We start from the raw sequence: 15543 nt of genomic DNA, 5'->3' as shown, positions 1-15543 counted from the left end.
TGTGGATCTTCGGCCGGGGCGGTGTACTGGGTCGTCCGGCCACCGGCCGGGTCACGGAAGGGCCGGCACGCGCGCCGGCGCCTGGGGCGGGAGGAAGACGCGAGATGCTCTCCATCGAGATCACCGGCGCCCTCGAGGGCATGCCCCCACATGCCTCGTCGGAGTACCACGCGCGGGCCAGCGCGCTCTGCGACCGGCTGACCGAGGAGGAGGCGGCGGCGCTGGAGGCGCTGATCACCGACGGCGACGACAGGAAGCGGGCCTTCGACGCGCTGTACGTCCTGCTCGCCCGGCACCGGCGGGCGCTGGACTCCGACCGCTACCGCCGGATCTACGAGCGTCACGCCGGACGCTTCGACGACATGGCGATGCGCGCCGTGCTCGACTCCGACATGGCCATGCTGCACCCGGGCGGGCCCGACCTGCCGGGCGCGGTCGACCATGCCGCGCGGGCGCTGGCCGCCTATCCGCACAACCAGCCCCTCATCGCCCACCACGCCCGCGTCCTGGCCGAGCTGGGCTGGTCCGGCGCGCAGGTGGCCCCCGCCGAACTGGAGCAGGCCCTCGGGCGGGTGGAGCGGTCGATCGAGGCGGACCCGGAGCGGGCGAGGTTCCGTGCGGTCAAGGGACAGCTGTGCGCCCTGCTCGGCAGGCACGAGGAGGCCGAGACGGCGATCCAGCGGGCGCTCGACCTCGAGGACTCCAGCCAGCAGGGCTACGCGATCCGGGTCATCGAGTACCAGCGGCTGCGCGCCGACATCCGGCTGCGGGCGGAGACCGAGCGCATCCGCGAGTCCCTGCGCGAGACGACGGAGCGGCTGGAGAGGGAGATGGAGCGGCGGCTCGACGGCGTGGCCCGGACCATCGAGCAGCGGGAGCAGGCCGAACTGGCCAAGCTGCGCTCCGAGTCCCTGGGCACCCTGGGCCTGCTCGCCGCGGTGATCGCCTTCATCGTCACCAGCGTCCAGGTGGCCGACAAGATGCCGCTGGACGACGCGCTGAGCCTGCTGGCCGCGATCGCCGGTGTGCTCACCCTCGTCTTCACCGTCTTCGCGGGCGTCTACGCGGCGGTGCGTTCCTGGTGGCTGGCCGCCCCGGCCCTGCTCGGCGCCGCACTGTTCCTGTACGCGAGCCTCGGCTGACCGGACCAGCGGCGGGGGGAGGGGCACGCCCCGCGGGGCGCCGCCCCGGCAATCGGCTGGTGCCGCTCGCAGCCGTCCCGCTACCGTGACGGCATGGGGATCGCCAGGACGTCGTACGTCTGCCCGCCCTGCCGGGCCTCGTGGAAGCGGGGGTTCCCGGAGCCGGGCGAGGCGGGGCGCACGCGCGTCTGCCCGCGCTGCGCCGAGCCGCTGATCCACGCCGGGTCGGTGTTCGCCGCGCCCGCGCGGCGGGACGACGAGGGGTGGCGGGTGCTCACCGTGCTGCTGAACGCGGGCGTCCGCTTCCGCACGAGCGGCTGCGACGGCCGCGGCGCCGGGTACCGTCCGCGCACCGTGCGGGAGGTGCGCGAGCGGCTGGCGTACGCCGGGCGGACCGGGACGCCGGTCGCCGAGGCCCTGGTCCTTCCCGAACTGCCGTGAGCCGCCGCCCGGTTCCCGGCTCGGCGCTCCCGGCCGCCCCGCACGCCCGGTTCAGCCGTCCCGCAGGTCCTTGACCCGCTTCAGCTTGCCGACCGACCGCTCCAGCGTCTCCGGGTCGACGATCCGCACCTCGACCGTCACGCCGACACCGTCCTTGACCCCCTGGGCCACCGCACGGGCCGCCTCCTCGCGCCGCTCGGCCCCGGTGTCCTGCCGGGCCTCCACCAGGACCGTCATGTGGTCCATGCGGCCGCGCCGGGTCAGCTGGACCTGGAAGTGCGGGGCGAGACCGGGCACGCGCAGCACGATCTCCTCGATCTGCGTCGGGAAGACGTTCACCCCGCGCAGGATGATCATGTCGTCGCAGGGTCCGGTGATCTTCTCGATGCGGCGGAACGCCGGCCGCGCGGTGCCCGGCAGGAGCCGGGTCAGGTCGCGGGTGCGGTAGCGGACCACCGGCAGCGCCTCCTTGGTGAGGCTGGTGAACACCAGCTCGCCCTCGGCGCCGTCCGGCAGCACCTCGCCGGTCACCGGGTCGACGACCTCGGGGAGGAAGTGGTCCTCCCAGACGTGCAGACCGTCCTTGGTCTCCACGCACTCCTGGGCGACGCCCGGCCCCATCACCTCGGACAGGCCGTACATGTCGACGGCGTGCAGGCCCGCGCGCTCCTCGATCTCACACCGCATCTCCTCCGTCCACGGCTCGGCCCCGAAGATGCCGACGCGCAGCGAGGTGGTGCGCGGGTCGACCCCCTGGCGCTCGAACTCGTCGAGCAGGGTGAGCATGTAGGAGGGCGTCACCATGATGATCTCGGGGCGGAAGTCCTGGATGATCCGCACCTGGCGCGCCGTCATGCCGCCGGACGCCGGGACGACCGTGCAGCCGGCCCGCTCGGCGCCGTAGTGGGCGCCGAGGCCGCCGGTGAACAGGCCGTACCCGTAGCCGACGTGCACCTTGTGACCGGGCCGCCCGCCGGCGGCGCGGAGGGAGCGGGCCACCAGGTCGGCCCAGACCGACAGGTCGTTCTCCGTGTACCCGACCACGGTGGGACGGCCGGTGGTGCCGCTGGAGGCGTGCACCCGGCGGACCTCGGACATCGGCACGGCGAACATGCCGAACGGGTAGGTGTCCCGCAGGTCGCCCTTGGTGGTGAAGGGGAAGCGGGACAGGTCCTCGAGGGAACGGCAGTTCTCCGGGCGGACCCCCGCCTCGTCGAACTTCCGCCGGTACCGCTCGACGTTGTCGTAGGCGTGCCGCAGCGAGGAGCGCAGCCGTTCCAGCTGGAGGTCCCGCAGCCGCTCGCGGGTCAGGCGCTCGGCCGGGTCCAGCAGCTCCCGGGGGAGCGGCTCGCCGTGGCGGGCGGGGCGGTTCCGCGGGGCGGACGGATCAGCGGTCATCGCGACTCCTCGGGTGCTGGAGGCGGCCGGCTCCGCCGCCGGCCGCGCGGCTGCGGCCGCGGCCGCGGAACTCCGCGACCGCTTCCTCCCCGCGCCGGACCGTGACGTCGTGGATGCCGCTGCGGCCGAAGCGGCCACGCTCCGTCGCGGGCGCCGTCAGGACGTCGTCCTCGTGCGCGGGGGCGACGAACTCGACGCCGGGCCGGGCCGGCGCCCCGTCGGCGGCGGACATCGTCTCCGCGGGACCCGGAGGGCCCTGAGCAGCCTGCGTCACGGATTCCACCACCCCGGGCGACCGACCGAACATTCGGTATTCGTGTACGGGGCAAGTAATTCAGCCGGGCGGGAGGGCTGTCAAGGGGAGGCGGAGGAGGGCGGAGAGGGGGTGGGGGTGGAGGGGGTGCGGGTGCCGCGAAGGGCGTGCGGTACCCGCGCGGGGCGCCCTTCCCGGGCGGACGGGGAAAGGGTGCCGTTCGTTCTGGGCGGCGACGGGCGAAGCGCCCGCATTGCGCCGGTGATCTTCGAAATCCCTGCCTGCGAGAGGGCTTGACGCCTGGTCGGACCGCTCATACGGTCGCGATCGCGCACACATGCAAGAGCTTGCAGCAAGCCTCATCCGGTTCTTGCAACGGGTCGCGTCCCTCGGCATCCCCCGCAACTCCCCGCAATTCCCCACATCGTTCCCTCTCCCCCCAGTGGAGGACACATGGCCAGAAGGATCACGGCCGCCGCTCTCGCTCTCGTGGCGGGCGCCGCCACGGCCGTCGTGGCGGCTCCGGCTCCGGCGCAGGCCGCCCCGCCCGGCGACAAGGACGTCACGGCCGTCCTGTTCGAGTGGAAGTTCGCCTCGGTGGCCAAGGCGTGCACCGATCAACTCGGTCCCGCCGGTTACGGATACGTGCAGGTGTCGCCGCCGCAGGAGCACATCCAGGGCTCCCAGTGGTGGACCTCGTACCAGCCGGTGAGCTACCGGATCGCGGGCCGTCTGGGCGACCGCACCGCCTTCAAGAGCATGATCGACACCTGCCACGCGGCAGGCGTGAAGGTCGTGGTCGACACGGTGATCAACCACATGTCGGCCGGCTCGGGCACCGGCACCGGCGGCTCCTCCTACACCAAGTACAACTACCCGGGCATCTACTCGGCCCCGGACTTCGACAACTGCACGGCGCAGATCACCAACTACGGCGACCGCGGCAACGTCCAGAACTGCGAACTGGTCGGCCTGGCCGACCTCGACACCGGCGAGGACTACGTCCGCGGCCGCATCGCCGCGTACATGAACGACCTGCTCTCGCTCGGGGCCGACGGGTTCCGCGTCGACGCCGCCAAGCACATGCCCGCCGCCGACCTCGCGGCCATCAAGTCACGGCTGACCAACCCGAACGCCTACTGGAAGCAGGAGGTGATCCACGGGGCCGGTGAGGCCGTCCAGCCGGACGAGTACCTCAACACCGGTGACGTGCAGGAGTTCCGCTACGCCCGCGACCTCAAGAGGGTCTTCGCCAACGAGAACCTCGCCCACCTGAAGAACTACGGCGAGTCCTGGGGCTACCTGGGCTCCTCCAAGGCCGGCGTCTTCGTCGACAACCACGACACCGAACGCAACGGCGAGACCCTCAACTACAAGAGCGGTTCCGCCTACACCCTCGCCAACGTGTTCATGCTGGCGTGGCCCTACGGGTCCCCGGACGTCCACTCCGGCTACGAGTTCACCGACCACGACGCCGGTCCGCCCAACGGCGGCCAGGTGAACGCCTGTTACAGCGACGGGTGGAAGTGCCAGCACGCCTGGCGGGAGATATCCTCCATGGTCGCCCTCCGCAACACCGCCCGCGGGCAGGCGGTGACCAACTGGTGGGACGACGGCGGGGACCGGATCGCCTTCGGCCGCGGCAGCAAGGCGTACGTGGCGATCAACCACACCGCCTCCTCGTTCTCCCGGACCTTCCAGACCTCCCTGGCGGCCGGCGACTACTGCGACGTGCAGTCCGGCCGAGCCGTCACCGTCAACTCCTCCGGCCAGTTCACCGCCACCCTCGGCGCAGGCACCGCGCTGGCGCTGCACACCGGGGCGCGCAACTGCTCCGGAGGCGTCCAGCCGGCCGCCGGGGCCGCGTTCCGGGTGAACGCCACCACCGTCCCCGGCGAGAACGTCCACGTCGCCGGCGACTGCTCGCAGCTGGGCGGCTGGGACACCTCCAAGGCCCCCAAGCTCGACCCGGCGGCCTACCCGGTCTGGAGCCTGGACGTGGCCCTGCCCGCCGGGACCACCTGCTCCTACAAGTACATCCGCAAGAACGCGGCCGGCGCCGTCACCTGGGAGTCCGGCGCCAACCGCACCCTCACGGTGCCGTCCACCGGACAGATCACGCTGAACGACACCTGGCGCGCCTGACCGGGGCGCGTGGAAAAGGGCGGCCGGGGTGCTCGCGAGCACCCCGGCCGCCCCTCGCGCACGCGGGCCGGCGCGGGTCAGGACACGATGTCCTTGCGGGCGAACCCGCGGAAGGCCAGCGCGAAGAGCACCAGCGCGTAGGTCACCGAGACCGACATGCCCTGCAGCATCCCGTCGTACACGGGCCGCGGCTGGATGGCGTCCGCCCAGGCGAACTGCCAGTGCGCGGGCAGGAACTCACGCCAGTGCCCGAGAGCCTCCACCTGGTCCAGGACGCTGCCCACGATGGTCAGGCCGACCGCCCCGCCCACCGCGCCCAGCGGCGCGTCGGTGCGGGTGGAGAGCCAGAACGCCAGACCGGCCGTGACCAGCTGGGACACGAACAGGTAGCCGACGATCAGCACCATGCGCCAGAGCGCCTCGGTCAGCGGCAGCGAGCCTCCGGTGGGGATGCGCAGCGGGCCCCAGCCGTAGGCCACCGCGCCCACCGTCAGCGCCACCAGCGGCAGCCAGACCATCGCGGCCAGGCTCATGCCCAGCCCGACGGTCAGCTTGGACGCCAGCAGCCGCATCCGGGGCACCGGCGCCGCCAGCAGGTACCGCAGCGAGGACCAGTTGGCCTCGGAGGCCACGGTGTCGCCGCAGAACAGCGCCACCGGCACCACCAGCAGCAGGCTCGCCGAGACGAACAGGCAGGTCGCGGCGAAGTTGACGCCGGACGCGGTCGCCGTGTCCAGCAGGTTGATCCGGCGGCCCGGTCCTTCCTCGTCGTCACCGCCGACGGCGAAGGCCACCGCCATCACCACCGGGAGCAGCGTCAGCACCGCCCCCATGGCGAGGGTGCGGCCGCGCTTGAGCTGCCGGGCGAACTCGACGCGCAGCGGAAGGGTCCGCCCCGGCCGGTAGCCCTCGGCGGTCGCGGTGCGCGCCGGGCCGGCCTCGGGCTCGGTGAGCGTCGTGCTCATGCGGGGCCTCCGATCAGGGTGAGGAACGCGTCTTCCAGGCGCCGGTGCGGTCCCACCGACTCCACCGGCACGTCCAGCCGCACCAGCTCGGCGACCAGGCGGCTCGAGCCGCCGCCCGCCGTGAGCCGGACCACCAGACCGTCGTCGGTGGCCACCGCGGTGTCCACGCCGGGCAGCGCGGCCACCTTCTCCACCAGCGGCGCGGGCACCGGCTCGGCGGTCCCGACCAGCAGGGTGTCGCCGGTGCCGACGATCTCCGCGACCGGACCGGCCTGCACCAGTCGGCCGTGGTCCATCACGACCAGGTGGGTGCAGGTCTGCTCCACCTCGGAGAGCAGGTGGCTGGAGACGATCACGGTGCGGCCGGCCGCCGCGTACCGGATCATCACCTCGCGCATCTCGCGGATCTGCGGCGGGTCGAGCCCGTTGGTGGGCTCGTCGAGGATCATCAGGTCGGGCAGGCCCAGCATGGCCTGGGCGATGGCCAGGCGCTGCCGCATGCCCTGCGAGTAGGTGCGCACCGCGCGCTCCAGGGCGTCGCCCAGGCCCGCGATCTCCAGCGCCTCCTCCAGGTGGGCGTCCTGCGCCGGACGGCCGGTGGCCCGCCAGTACAGCTCCAGGTTCTCCCGGCCGGACAGGTGGGGCAGGAAGCCCGCGCCCTCCACGAAGGCGCCGACCCGGGAGAGCACCGGGGCGCCCGGCCGGATCGCGTGGCCGAAGACCCGGATCTCGCCCTCGTCGGGCCGGATCAGGCCCATCAGCATCCGCAGGGTGGTCGTCTTGCCCGCGCCGTTGGGGCCGAGCAGGCCCAGGACCTGGCCCTTCTCCACCCGGAAGGAGAGGTCCCGCACCGCGTAGCGGTCGGCGGCGCCGGCGTACCGCTTGCTCAGCCCGGTGATCTCCAGCGGCACCTCGGCGAGGTCCGCCGACGGCGGCCCGGTGGCCGCGCGGCGGCGGCCGGTCAGCAGCAGCGCGAGCGCGATCACCAGGCCGGCGAGCGGCAGCCACCAGATCCGGGCCGGCAGCGGGGCGGCGGCCGTCCTCACGTCCTGCGCGGTCGGCACCATCAGGTCGCCGCTCAGGGAGACCGTGTACGTCGCCGGTTCGACGGGGGAGGCGTAGGCGAGGTCGGTGGAGGCCAGGACCAGCCGCAGCCGGTGCCCGGCGCGGACCTCATGGTCGATGACCGGCAGCGAGATCCGCGCGTCCTGGCCGGCCCGCACCCGCACCGGGGAGACGAGCTGGGAGGGCAGCACCTGCTGACGGCCGTCGGGGCCGACGTCGTAGACCTTGGCGAAGAGCACGGCGTCGTCCGCGGTGGACCCGACGCGGAGGGTGGCGGTCGGGGACCCGGTGATCCGCAGGTCCTCGGTCAGCGGCCGCGACTCGAAGGCCGCGAACTGGCCGGGGATCTCCAGGGAGACCCCGACGCCCAGCGAGGCGAGCTGGGACATGCCGCCGCCCGCGGCGAGGCCGGGCAGCGAGGAGACGGCGGGCGGCGCGGCGCCCGCGGGGTTCTCGATCCGCTGCTCCTTCCCGGCCAGCGGGAACCGCAGCGGGGCGCCGTTCAGGCCCGGGTACTCCTCGGCGGTCGCGCCGGTGAGCTGTGCGGCGCCGTCCCTGGAGTCCACGCCGCCGGTGCGGGTGACGCGGAAGGCGGGCCCGGCGCCGGCGTCCTCGTCGCCCTTCAGGTGGCGGTCGAACCAGGCCGTGGTGCGGGCCAGGACCCGGTCGCCCTCGGCGTCCCCGCCGTCGTGCCCGCCGGCGAGCCAGTCGACCGCCACGGGGGCGCCGTTCGCCCGGATGGCCCGGGCCGCGGCGTCGGCCTGGTCGAGGGGGAAGAGGGAATCGCTCTGGCCCTGCATGAGCAGCGTCGGCGCCTTGATGCGGTCGCCGACGGCGACCGGGCTGCGCTCGGCCAGCAGTTCCATGGCCTCCGCGTCCGGCTCGCCGGACTGCGCGACCCGCTGGTACATCCGGCACAGCTCCTCCTCGAAACGGGAGCAGCCGCCGCCGGAGGTGATGAACGTCCCGGCCCACAGCTTCTTGAAGACCCCGTTGGGGAAGAGCGCGTCGGAGAGGTTCCAGTAGGTGATCGCCGGGGCCAGCGCGTCGATCCGGCCGTCGTGGCCGGCGGCCAGCAGGGCGATCGCCCCGCCGTAGGAGGCGCCGGCGGCGCCCACCCGGGGGTCGCCCTCCTCGTCGAGCCGCACCTCGGGGCGGGTGGCCAGCCAGTCGATCAGCCGCGAGACGTCGGCGACCTCGCCCTCCGGGTCGTTGAGCCCGATCCTGCCGGTGGACTCCCCGAATCCGCGGGCCGACCAGGTCAGCACCGCGTACCCGTTCCTCGCGAGTTCCTCCGCCTGCCCGCGCACCTCCTTCTTGTCGTTGCCGAACCCGTGGCCGAGGAGGACCGCGGGGCGGCGCTCGCCGGACGGGCCGGAGGTGAAGTACGAGGTGTCGATGCGCACCCCGCCCTCCATCGTCATCATCTGTTCGGTGTGCCGGACCGGGGGCGCGTCGTCGCCGGAGGCCACGGCCGTCCAGGTTCCGGCGCCCGCCAGCACCACGGCGGCCGCTGCCGCCGCCAGCACACGGCTCCGTGGCCACCTGGGCAATCGAAGATCCATGCGCCCACGATACGGGTGGCCCCCCGGGCGGCCGGGCCGTACCCGGTCCTCGAGCTTCCCCCACCCCGTCGTCACGCCGCGGCCGGAGAGGGAAGGGAGAGCGATTTCCCTGGCCGGCAAGCCGGTTGGGGCAGGGAGACCCGGTGCGGCGCCGCAGGGAGGCGCCGCGGGCACCCCGGGGGCGTGGTCGTGAGCACGACAGACGCCCGGGCGTGCGGCCGCCCTTCACCGGTCCGCCGCACAACCCGGCGGTCCCTGCCAGGAAACTGGCGCACGGGCGTCTTCAACCGCGCGAATACCGGCGGTAACCTCCTGCTCCCGTCCCCGTCGGGAGGAGCCGCCGTGATCCGGCACACCCTACGCACCGCCCCTGACAGACGAACCGCCCGCAGACGCGCCGGCCGGAGAACGGCCGGCCTGCTGACGGGCGCCATGATCTGCGCCCTGCTCGCTCCCGCCCTGCCCTCGGCCGCCGCGCCGGGCACCCCCGCCGCACCGGCCGCGGCCGCCGCGGTGCCCGACCACTGCGGCGACGGCTGCGCGGACATCCTGCCGCCCGGCGCCGACGGCACCGCCACCCTCGCCGAGATCCTGCTCGACCAGACCGTCGGAGTCGTCCCCGCGCACAGCGACGACCAGCTGGGCCCCTACGCCGGCCTGGCCACCGGCTACCCGGAGCTGACCGACGCCACCATCGGCGAGTTCTTCAACGACGCCTCCTTCGGCGTCCCCGCCGACCAGGTCGCCTCCACCAAGCGGCCCGCCGGACGCACCGACGTCACCATCGTCCGCGACAAGGCCACCGGCGTGCCCCACATCACCGGCACCACCCGCTACGGCACCGAGTTCGGCGCCGGGTACGCCGCCGCCGAGGACCGGCTGTGGCTGATGGACGTCTTCCGCCACGTCGGACGCGGACGGCTCACCTCCTTCGCGGGCGGCGCCCTGGGCAACCAGGCCCTGGAGCAGGAGTTCTGGCGCTCCGCCCCCTACACCGAGGCCGAACTCCAGGCCCAGATCGACCGGGTGGCCGCCGAGAACGGCGAACGCGGCCGCCAGGCCCTGGCCGACGCGCAGGCCTACGTGGACGGCGTCAACGCCTACATCGCCGCCTCCGACAAGGGCCGCTACTTCCCCGGCGAGTACGTGCTCACCGGCCACAAGGACGCCGTCCTCAACCTCGGCCGGATCGAGCGCTTCAAGCTCACCGACCTGGTCGCCCTGGCCTCGGTGATCGGCGCCCTCTTCGGCTCCGGCGGCGGGGGAGAGGTCGAGAACGCCCTCTCGCTGCTCGCCGCCCAGTCCCGCTACGGCGTCGAGGAGGGCACCCGGGTCTGGGAGTCCTTCCGCCAGCGCGACGACCCCGAGGCGACGGTCACGGTCCGCGGCGCCGCGTTCCCCTACGCCGTCAAGCCCGACGACCCGCGGGGCACGGCACTGCCCGACCCGGGATCGGTGACCCGCGAACCGCTGGTGCACAACCGCACCGGCAGCGCCGCGACGGCCACGGCGGACGACGCCGCCAGGGCGGCCGCCGAGGCGGCCGCAGGCTCGGCCCGGCGCGGCATGTCCAACGCGCTCGTGGTCAGCGGCGAGCACACCGCGAGCGGCCACCCCGTCGCCGTGTTCGGGCCGCAGACCGGCTACTTCGCCCCCCAGCTCCTGCTGCTGCAGGAGATCCAGGGCCCCGGCATCAGCGCCCGCGGCGCCTCCTTCGCGGGACTGTCCATGTACGTCCAGCTCGGGCGCGGCCAGGACTACGCCTGGTCCGCGACCACCTCGGCACAGGACATCATCGACACCTACGCCGTGGAACTGTGCCAGGACGACTTCCACTACCTGTACCGCGGCGAGTGCGTCGCCATGGAGAAGGTCGAGCACACCAACTCCTGGAAGCCCACCGTCGCCGACTCCACTCCCGCCGGCTCCTACACGATGCGCGCCTGGCTGACCAGGTACGGACCGGTGGAGTACCGCGCCACGGTCGGCGGCAAGAAGGTCGCCTACACCACCCTGCGCTCCTCCTACCGGCACGAGGTCGACTCGATCGTCGGCTTCCAGATGCTCAACGACCCCGGACACGTCACCGGCCCGCGGTCCTTCCAGCAGGCCACCCAGCACATCAACTTCACCTTCAACTGGCTCTACGCCGACGCCGGCCACACCGCCTACTACAACAGCGGCGACAACCCGGTGCGGGCCGCCGGGGTCGACCCGGACCTCCCGGCCTGGGCCGACCCCCGCTACGAGTGGCGCGACTGGAACCCGGAGAACAACAGGGCCGCCTACACGCCGCCGGCCGAGCACCCCCAGTCGGTCGACCAGGACTACTACATCTCCTGGAACAACAAACTCGCCGACGGCTACACCGCCGCCTCCTGGGGCAACGGCTCCGTCCACCGCGGCGACCTCCTCGACGACAGGGTCCGGGAACTGGTCGGGGAGGGGAACGTCACCCGGGCGTCGCTCACCCGCGCCATGGCCGAGGCCGGCCTCGCCGACCTGCGCGCCGAACAGGTGCTGCCCGGGCTGCTGCGGGTGCTGCGCAGCGGCCCGGTCGACGACCCGGCGGTCACCGAGGCGATCGGCAGGCTCTCCGCCTGGAACGCGGCGGGCTCGCTGCGCACCGAGACCTCACCCGGCTCGAAGCGGTACGCCCACGCCGAGGCCGTCCGCATCCTCGACGCGTGGTGGCCGCTGCTGGTCAAGGCCCAGTTCGGTCCCGGTCTCGGCGACGGCCTGTACGCGGCCATCGAGGCCAACCTGCCGGTCGACGAACCGCCGGGGGCGGCGCACGGCCCCACCGGCGGGCACGCCGGAAGCGCCTTCCAGTACGGCTGGTGGAGCTATGTCGACAAGGACGTACGGGCCGTGCTCGGCGACGAGGTGGAGGGCGGCCTGGCCCGCCCCTACTGCGGCGCCGGCGACCTCGCCGACTGCCGGCAGGTGCTGACCCGGACGCTCAAGGAGGCCGCCGGACGCACCCCGGCCCAGGTCTACCCCGGCGACGAGCACTGCGACGCGGGCGACCAGTGGTGCGCCGACGCCGTGATCCACCGGGCGCTGGGCGGCATCACCCACGCCCCGGTCAGCTGGCAGAACCGTCCCACCTACCAGCAGGTCGTCGAGTTCCGCTCCCACCGCCAGGACCGCTAGGACCGCCGGAACCGCACGGAGCGCACGACGAGACGACACGACGACGGCAGCGGGCCGCACCCGGCCCGCCGCCGTCGTCGTGCGGAGGGATTGGGCGGGACGTCAGGACTGGTACGGCTGCTGCGGCCGGCCCTGGACCGGGTTGCCCTGCCCGCCCGCCGCGCCCGCCTGGAGCTGCTCGGCCTCCGCGGCGCCCAGCCGCCGCTGCGCCCCGCAGAAGGTGCACTGCGTCGAGTACTTCACCGAGACCGGGAAGAGCGGCACGAAGAACAGCGTGAACTTCGTGACGTGCTTGCGCAGCGCGTGCGCGGAGGGATTGCCGCAGCTGCCGCACACCAGCGTCAGCATGGCGAGCTGGTACAGGTAGCCCTTGGTGCCAAAAATGATCATCTTGTGGTCCTTCCCCCTGGCGGCGTGCGCTCACAGTACCCGCAGCGGTGGAACGTGTCCCTCGGGCCGCGGGGTTCCCCCCAGCGGCCCGGCGACCTCCGCGTACACCCTCCGGGTCACCGCGGGAGGCGGTCCCATGCGCACCGGCCGCGTGCCGTGCGCCAAGGTATGGGCCATGACACCGATCAAGCCGAGCCGCACCGCCTACGACGTCGTCGTGGTCGGAGGCGGCCACAACGGCCTCGCCGCGGCCGCCTACCTGGCCCGGGCCGGCCTCTCCGTCGCCGTGCTGGAGCGCCTGGACCGCACCGGCGGCGCCGCGGTCTCCGCCCAGGCCTTCCCCGGACGCCCGACCCGGCTCTCCCGCTACTCCTACCTGGTCTCCCTGATGCCGGAGCGGATCATCCGGGACCTCGGCCTCGGACTCGAGCTGGCCTCCCGCTCCACCGCCTCCTACACGCCCGTCCTGCGCGACGGCGTGCCCGGCGGACTGCTGGTGGAACGCCCCGAGGGCCCGGCCACGCGGGACAGCTTCCGCCGCCTGACCGGGTCGGACGAGGCGTACGAGGCGTGGAGCGCGTTCTACGCACAGGTCGGCGAACTCGCCGAGGTCCTGGCGCCCACCCTCACCGCACCGCTCCCCAGGGAGGGCGACCTGCGGCGGCGGGTCGACGCGGGCATCTGGGAGGAGGTCGTGCGGCGGCCGCTGGGCGAGGCGCTGGAGCGGCGCTTCGCGGACGGGACCGTGCGCGGCGTCGTCGCCACGGACGCGCTGATCGGCACCTTCGCCGGCCTGCACGACCCGGGGCTGGTCCAGAACCGCTGCTTCCTCTACCACCTGATCGGCAACGGCACCGGGGAATGGCGCGTCCCGGTCGGCGGGATGGGCGCGGTCACCGACGCCCTGGCCGCCTCGGCCGTCCGCGCGGGCGCCGAGCTGGTGACGGGCGCCGAGGTCACCGCCGTCCGGCCCGGCCCCGGCGGCGCCGAGGTGGAGATCGCGGGCGGGCCCGCCCTCGAGGCGCGCCTCGTGCTCTCCAACGCCGCGCCGTGGGTGCTCGACGGGCTCCTCGGCGAGCACCGCGACCCGGCCGACAAGCCGGTGGGCTCCCAACTGAAGATCAACTTCCTGCTCGACCGGCTGCCCCGCCTCCGGTCCGGCGCCGACCCCCGTGTCGCCTTCGCGGGCACCCTCCACCTCAACGAGGACTACGCCGACCTGGAGACCGCCCACGCCGAGGCCGCCGCGGGCCGTGTTCCGAGCCGCCTGCCCGGAGAGGTGTACTGCCACTCGCTCACCGACCCCTCCGTCCTCGGCGACGTCCCTGAGGGCACCCACACCCTCACCTACTTCGGCCTCCACCTCCCCGCCACCCTCTTCGAGGACCCGGCCACCCGCGCCGAACGCAAGGCGGAGGCGGTGCGCCGCGCCGTCGCCTCGCTGGACGAGCACCTCCTCGACCCGATCGGGTCGGTGGTGGCCCGTGACGCCGACGGGCGGCCCTGTCTGGAGGCCAAGATCCCCCAGGAGATCGAGGCGGACGTGGCGATGCCCGGCGGTCACATCTTCCACGGCGACCTCGCCTGGCCCTGGGCCGCCGACGCCGCCGACCTGACCACCCCCGCCTCCCGCTGGGGCGTGGCCACCCGTCACCCCTCGGTCCTGCTCTGCGGTTCCGGCGCGGTCCGCGGCGGCGCGGTCTCCGCGCTGGGCGGCCACAACGCGGCGATGGCGGCGCTCGAACAGCTCTGACCCCCGCCTCCCCACGTCACCGCCGCCCCGCCCCGGGGAACTCCCCGCCGGACGGGGCCGCGTCCGGCCGCTCGCGCCGCTCGTGCGGCTCGCGCGGCCAGGGCCGGCCCCGGGACGGGGCGGCGGGGGGAGAGCCCGTCCCCGGGGAGGACGGGACGGCCCGCCCCGTCCTTCTGCGTTCCCGGGACGGCGGTGAAGACCTTCACCCCGTACCTCCCGGGGCTGTTGGGCCGTTTTTCATGAGCACGTCACCAATTCCCGGCAGAGTGTCCTCCGCGCGCAGAAGCGCCACCCGATGTCCCATGTCACGGCGCGCGCAGACGAGTTGAGGAGAAGCTCTTGTCCGGACGGCCCTCACGCCCCGTCAGACCCCGCACCCGCCGCACCGCCCGTGCGCTCGGCGTCACGGGCGGCGCCTTCGCGCTGCTGCTCGCGATCGCCGGGCCCGCGCAGGCCGCACCGCCGTCCGCGCTGCCGGCCAACGCCACCACCCTGGAACGGCAGTTCCAGCCCGCGCTCGACTACGACAAGGACGGCTGCTACGCCACCCCCGCCATCGGCCCCGACGGCTCGCTCAACGGCGGACTGAACCCGACCGGCGCCCTCAACGGCGACTGCCGCGACGCCTTCGACCTGGGCAACACCAACGCCTACTCCCGCGCCACCTGCAACAACGGCTGGTGCGCCGTGGTCTACGGCCTCTACTTCGAGAAGGACCAGGCCCTCACCGGCACCAGCATCGGCGGGCACCGCCACGACTGGGAGCACATCGTGGTCTGGGTGGAGCAGGCCACCGGCACCGCCCGGTACGTCGCCACGTCGAACCACGGCGACTTCACCGTGCACGGCCGCGACCGCATCCCGTGGGAGGGCACCCACCCCAAGGTCGTCTACCACAAGGACGGCATCGGGACGCACTGCTTCCGCGCCGCCACGGCGGGCGACGAGCCGCCGGAGAACCACCGGGGCACCTGGCAGTACCCGCCGCTGGTCGGCTGGGACGGCTACCCGGCCGGACTGCGCGACAAGCTCTCCCAGGCGAACTGGGGAAGCGCCAACTTCGGGCTGAAGGACAGCAGTTACGTCTCGCACCTGGAGAAGGCGAAGCCGTCCGGCATCCCGTTCGTGCCCTCGCTGTGAACCCGCGGGCGCGGCGCCCCTGACGCGGACGCCGGCGGGGCCGCGCCCGCGGGGCGGGCGGGTGACGGAACGGCGCGCCCGCGAGCACCCGGTCGCGGGGACGGCGCGCCCACGCCGGGGCGTGCCGTCC

10 protein-coding genes and 1 pseudogene are annotated in these 15543 nt (G+C 73.8%); 6 read left to right on the top strand and 5 right to left on the bottom strand.

All coding sequences use genetic code 11. From position 1 onward, the window contains the following. Nucleotides 1-104 precede the first annotated feature (104 nt). Nucleotides 105-1142, top strand: a complete 1038-nt coding sequence (locus A2U95_RS01475) for a tetratricopeptide repeat protein (protein ID WP_240957153.1) — start codon at nucleotides 105-107, stop codon at nucleotides 1140-1142. 93 nt (nucleotides 1143-1235) lie between these two features. Continuing rightward, the gene (locus A2U95_RS01470; protein ID WP_166020436.1) at nucleotides 1236-1583 is read left to right on the top strand and encodes a deoxyxylulose-5-phosphate synthase; all 348 of its coding nucleotides are present in this window, start codon (nucleotides 1236-1238) and stop codon (nucleotides 1581-1583) included. Between the two features lie 51 nt (nucleotides 1584-1634). Here A2U95_RS01470 and paaK read toward each other — a convergent pair whose 3' ends face one another. Continuing rightward, entirely contained in the window at nucleotides 1635-2981 is a 1347-nt protein-coding gene (gene paaK, locus A2U95_RS01465; protein WP_166020435.1) for a phenylacetate--CoA ligase PaaK, read from the bottom strand. Then, nucleotides 2971-3174 (bottom strand): annotated as a pseudogene (locus A2U95_RS01460) (phenylacetic acid degradation protein PaaD); the annotation flags it as partial. The gene paaK and the pseudogene A2U95_RS01460, both read right to left, overlap by 11 nt. Before the next feature lie 513 nt (nucleotides 3175-3687). On the opposite strand from A2U95_RS01460, the gene A2U95_RS01455 reads away from it, so the two are divergent. Next, nucleotides 3688-5379 carry a carbohydrate-binding module family 20 domain-containing protein gene (locus A2U95_RS01455; protein WP_166020434.1) on the top strand — a complete coding sequence of 564 codons (1692 nt, stop codon included), beginning with the start codon at nucleotides 3688-3690 and terminating at the stop codon, nucleotides 5377-5379. Between the two features lie 77 nt (nucleotides 5380-5456). Here the strand turns inward: A2U95_RS01455 and A2U95_RS01450 are convergent, their stop codons facing one another. Both A2U95_RS01450 and A2U95_RS01445 read right to left on the bottom strand, forming a co-directional pair. Next, nucleotides 5457-6344: an ABC transporter permease gene (locus A2U95_RS01450; RefSeq protein ID WP_166020433.1), complete on the bottom strand. Its 888-nt coding sequence runs from the start codon at nucleotides 6342-6344 to the stop codon at nucleotides 5457-5459. Beyond that, a complete protein-coding gene (locus A2U95_RS01445) occupies nucleotides 6341-8974 on the bottom strand; it encodes an alpha/beta fold hydrolase (protein WP_166020432.1) in 2634 nt (877 codons plus the stop codon). The genes A2U95_RS01450 and A2U95_RS01445 overlap by 4 nt, the downstream gene beginning before the upstream one ends. Nucleotides 8975-9316: 342 nt before the next feature. On the opposite strand from A2U95_RS01445, the gene A2U95_RS01440 reads away from it, so the two are divergent. Then, complete coding sequence (locus tag A2U95_RS01440) at nucleotides 9317-12130, top strand: penicillin acylase family protein (protein WP_420856942.1); 2814 nt, start codon at nucleotides 9317-9319, stop codon at nucleotides 12128-12130. A 102-nt stretch (nucleotides 12131-12232) separates the two neighbouring features. On the opposite strand, the gene A2U95_RS01435 is transcribed toward A2U95_RS01440, so the two are convergent. Then, a complete protein-coding gene (locus A2U95_RS01435) occupies nucleotides 12233-12520 on the bottom strand; it encodes a zinc-ribbon domain-containing protein (RefSeq protein ID WP_166020431.1) in 288 nt (95 codons plus the stop codon). Between the two features lie 175 nt (nucleotides 12521-12695). Here A2U95_RS01435 and A2U95_RS01430 point away from each other — a divergent pair, with 175 nt between their 5' ends. Together A2U95_RS01430 and A2U95_RS01425 are read left to right on the top strand one after the other, a co-directional pair. Beyond that, a complete protein-coding gene (locus A2U95_RS01430; protein ID WP_166020430.1) occupies nucleotides 12696-14273 on the top strand; it encodes a phytoene desaturase family protein in 1578 nt (525 codons plus the stop codon). Nucleotides 14274-14696: 423 nt separating this feature from the next. Beyond that, a complete protein-coding gene (locus tag A2U95_RS01425; protein WP_240957395.1) occupies nucleotides 14697-15413 on the top strand; it encodes an NPP1 family protein in 717 nt (238 codons plus the stop codon). Nucleotides 15414-15543 lie beyond the last annotated feature (130 nt).

Origin of the sequence: Streptomyces chilikensis (genome assembly GCF_001642695.1) — a bacterium.
In the GTDB taxonomy this organism is placed as follows: domain Bacteria; phylum Actinomycetota; class Actinomycetes; order Streptomycetales; family Streptomycetaceae; genus Streptomyces; species Streptomyces chilikensis.
This window is presented reverse-complemented; position numbering and strand designations above follow the sequence as displayed.

Coding starts and splice junctions, on each gene's coding strand:
- paaK (WP_166020435.1), bottom strand. CDS start 2,981: ATGACCGCTGATCCGTCCGCCCCGCGGAACCGCCCCGCCCGCCACGGC.
- A2U95_RS01455 (WP_166020434.1), top strand. CDS start 3,688: ATGGCCAGAAGGATCACGGCCGCCGCTCTCGCTCTCGTGGCGGGCGCC.
- A2U95_RS01470 (WP_166020436.1), top strand. CDS start 1,236: ATGGGGATCGCCAGGACGTCGTACGTCTGCCCGCCCTGCCGGGCCTCG.
- A2U95_RS01475 (WP_240957153.1), top strand. CDS start 105: ATGCTCTCCATCGAGATCACCGGCGCCCTCGAGGGCATGCCCCCACAT.
- A2U95_RS01450 (WP_166020433.1), bottom strand. CDS start 6,344: ATGAGCACGACGCTCACCGAGCCCGAGGCCGGCCCGGCGCGCACCGCG.
- A2U95_RS01430 (WP_166020430.1), top strand. CDS start 12,696: ATGACACCGATCAAGCCGAGCCGCACCGCCTACGACGTCGTCGTGGTC.
- A2U95_RS01435 (WP_166020431.1), bottom strand. CDS start 12,520: ATGATCATTTTTGGCACCAAGGGCTACCTGTACCAGCTCGCCATGCTG.
- A2U95_RS01445 (WP_166020432.1), bottom strand. CDS start 8,974: ATGGATCTTCGATTGCCCAGGTGGCCACGGAGCCGTGTGCTGGCGGCG.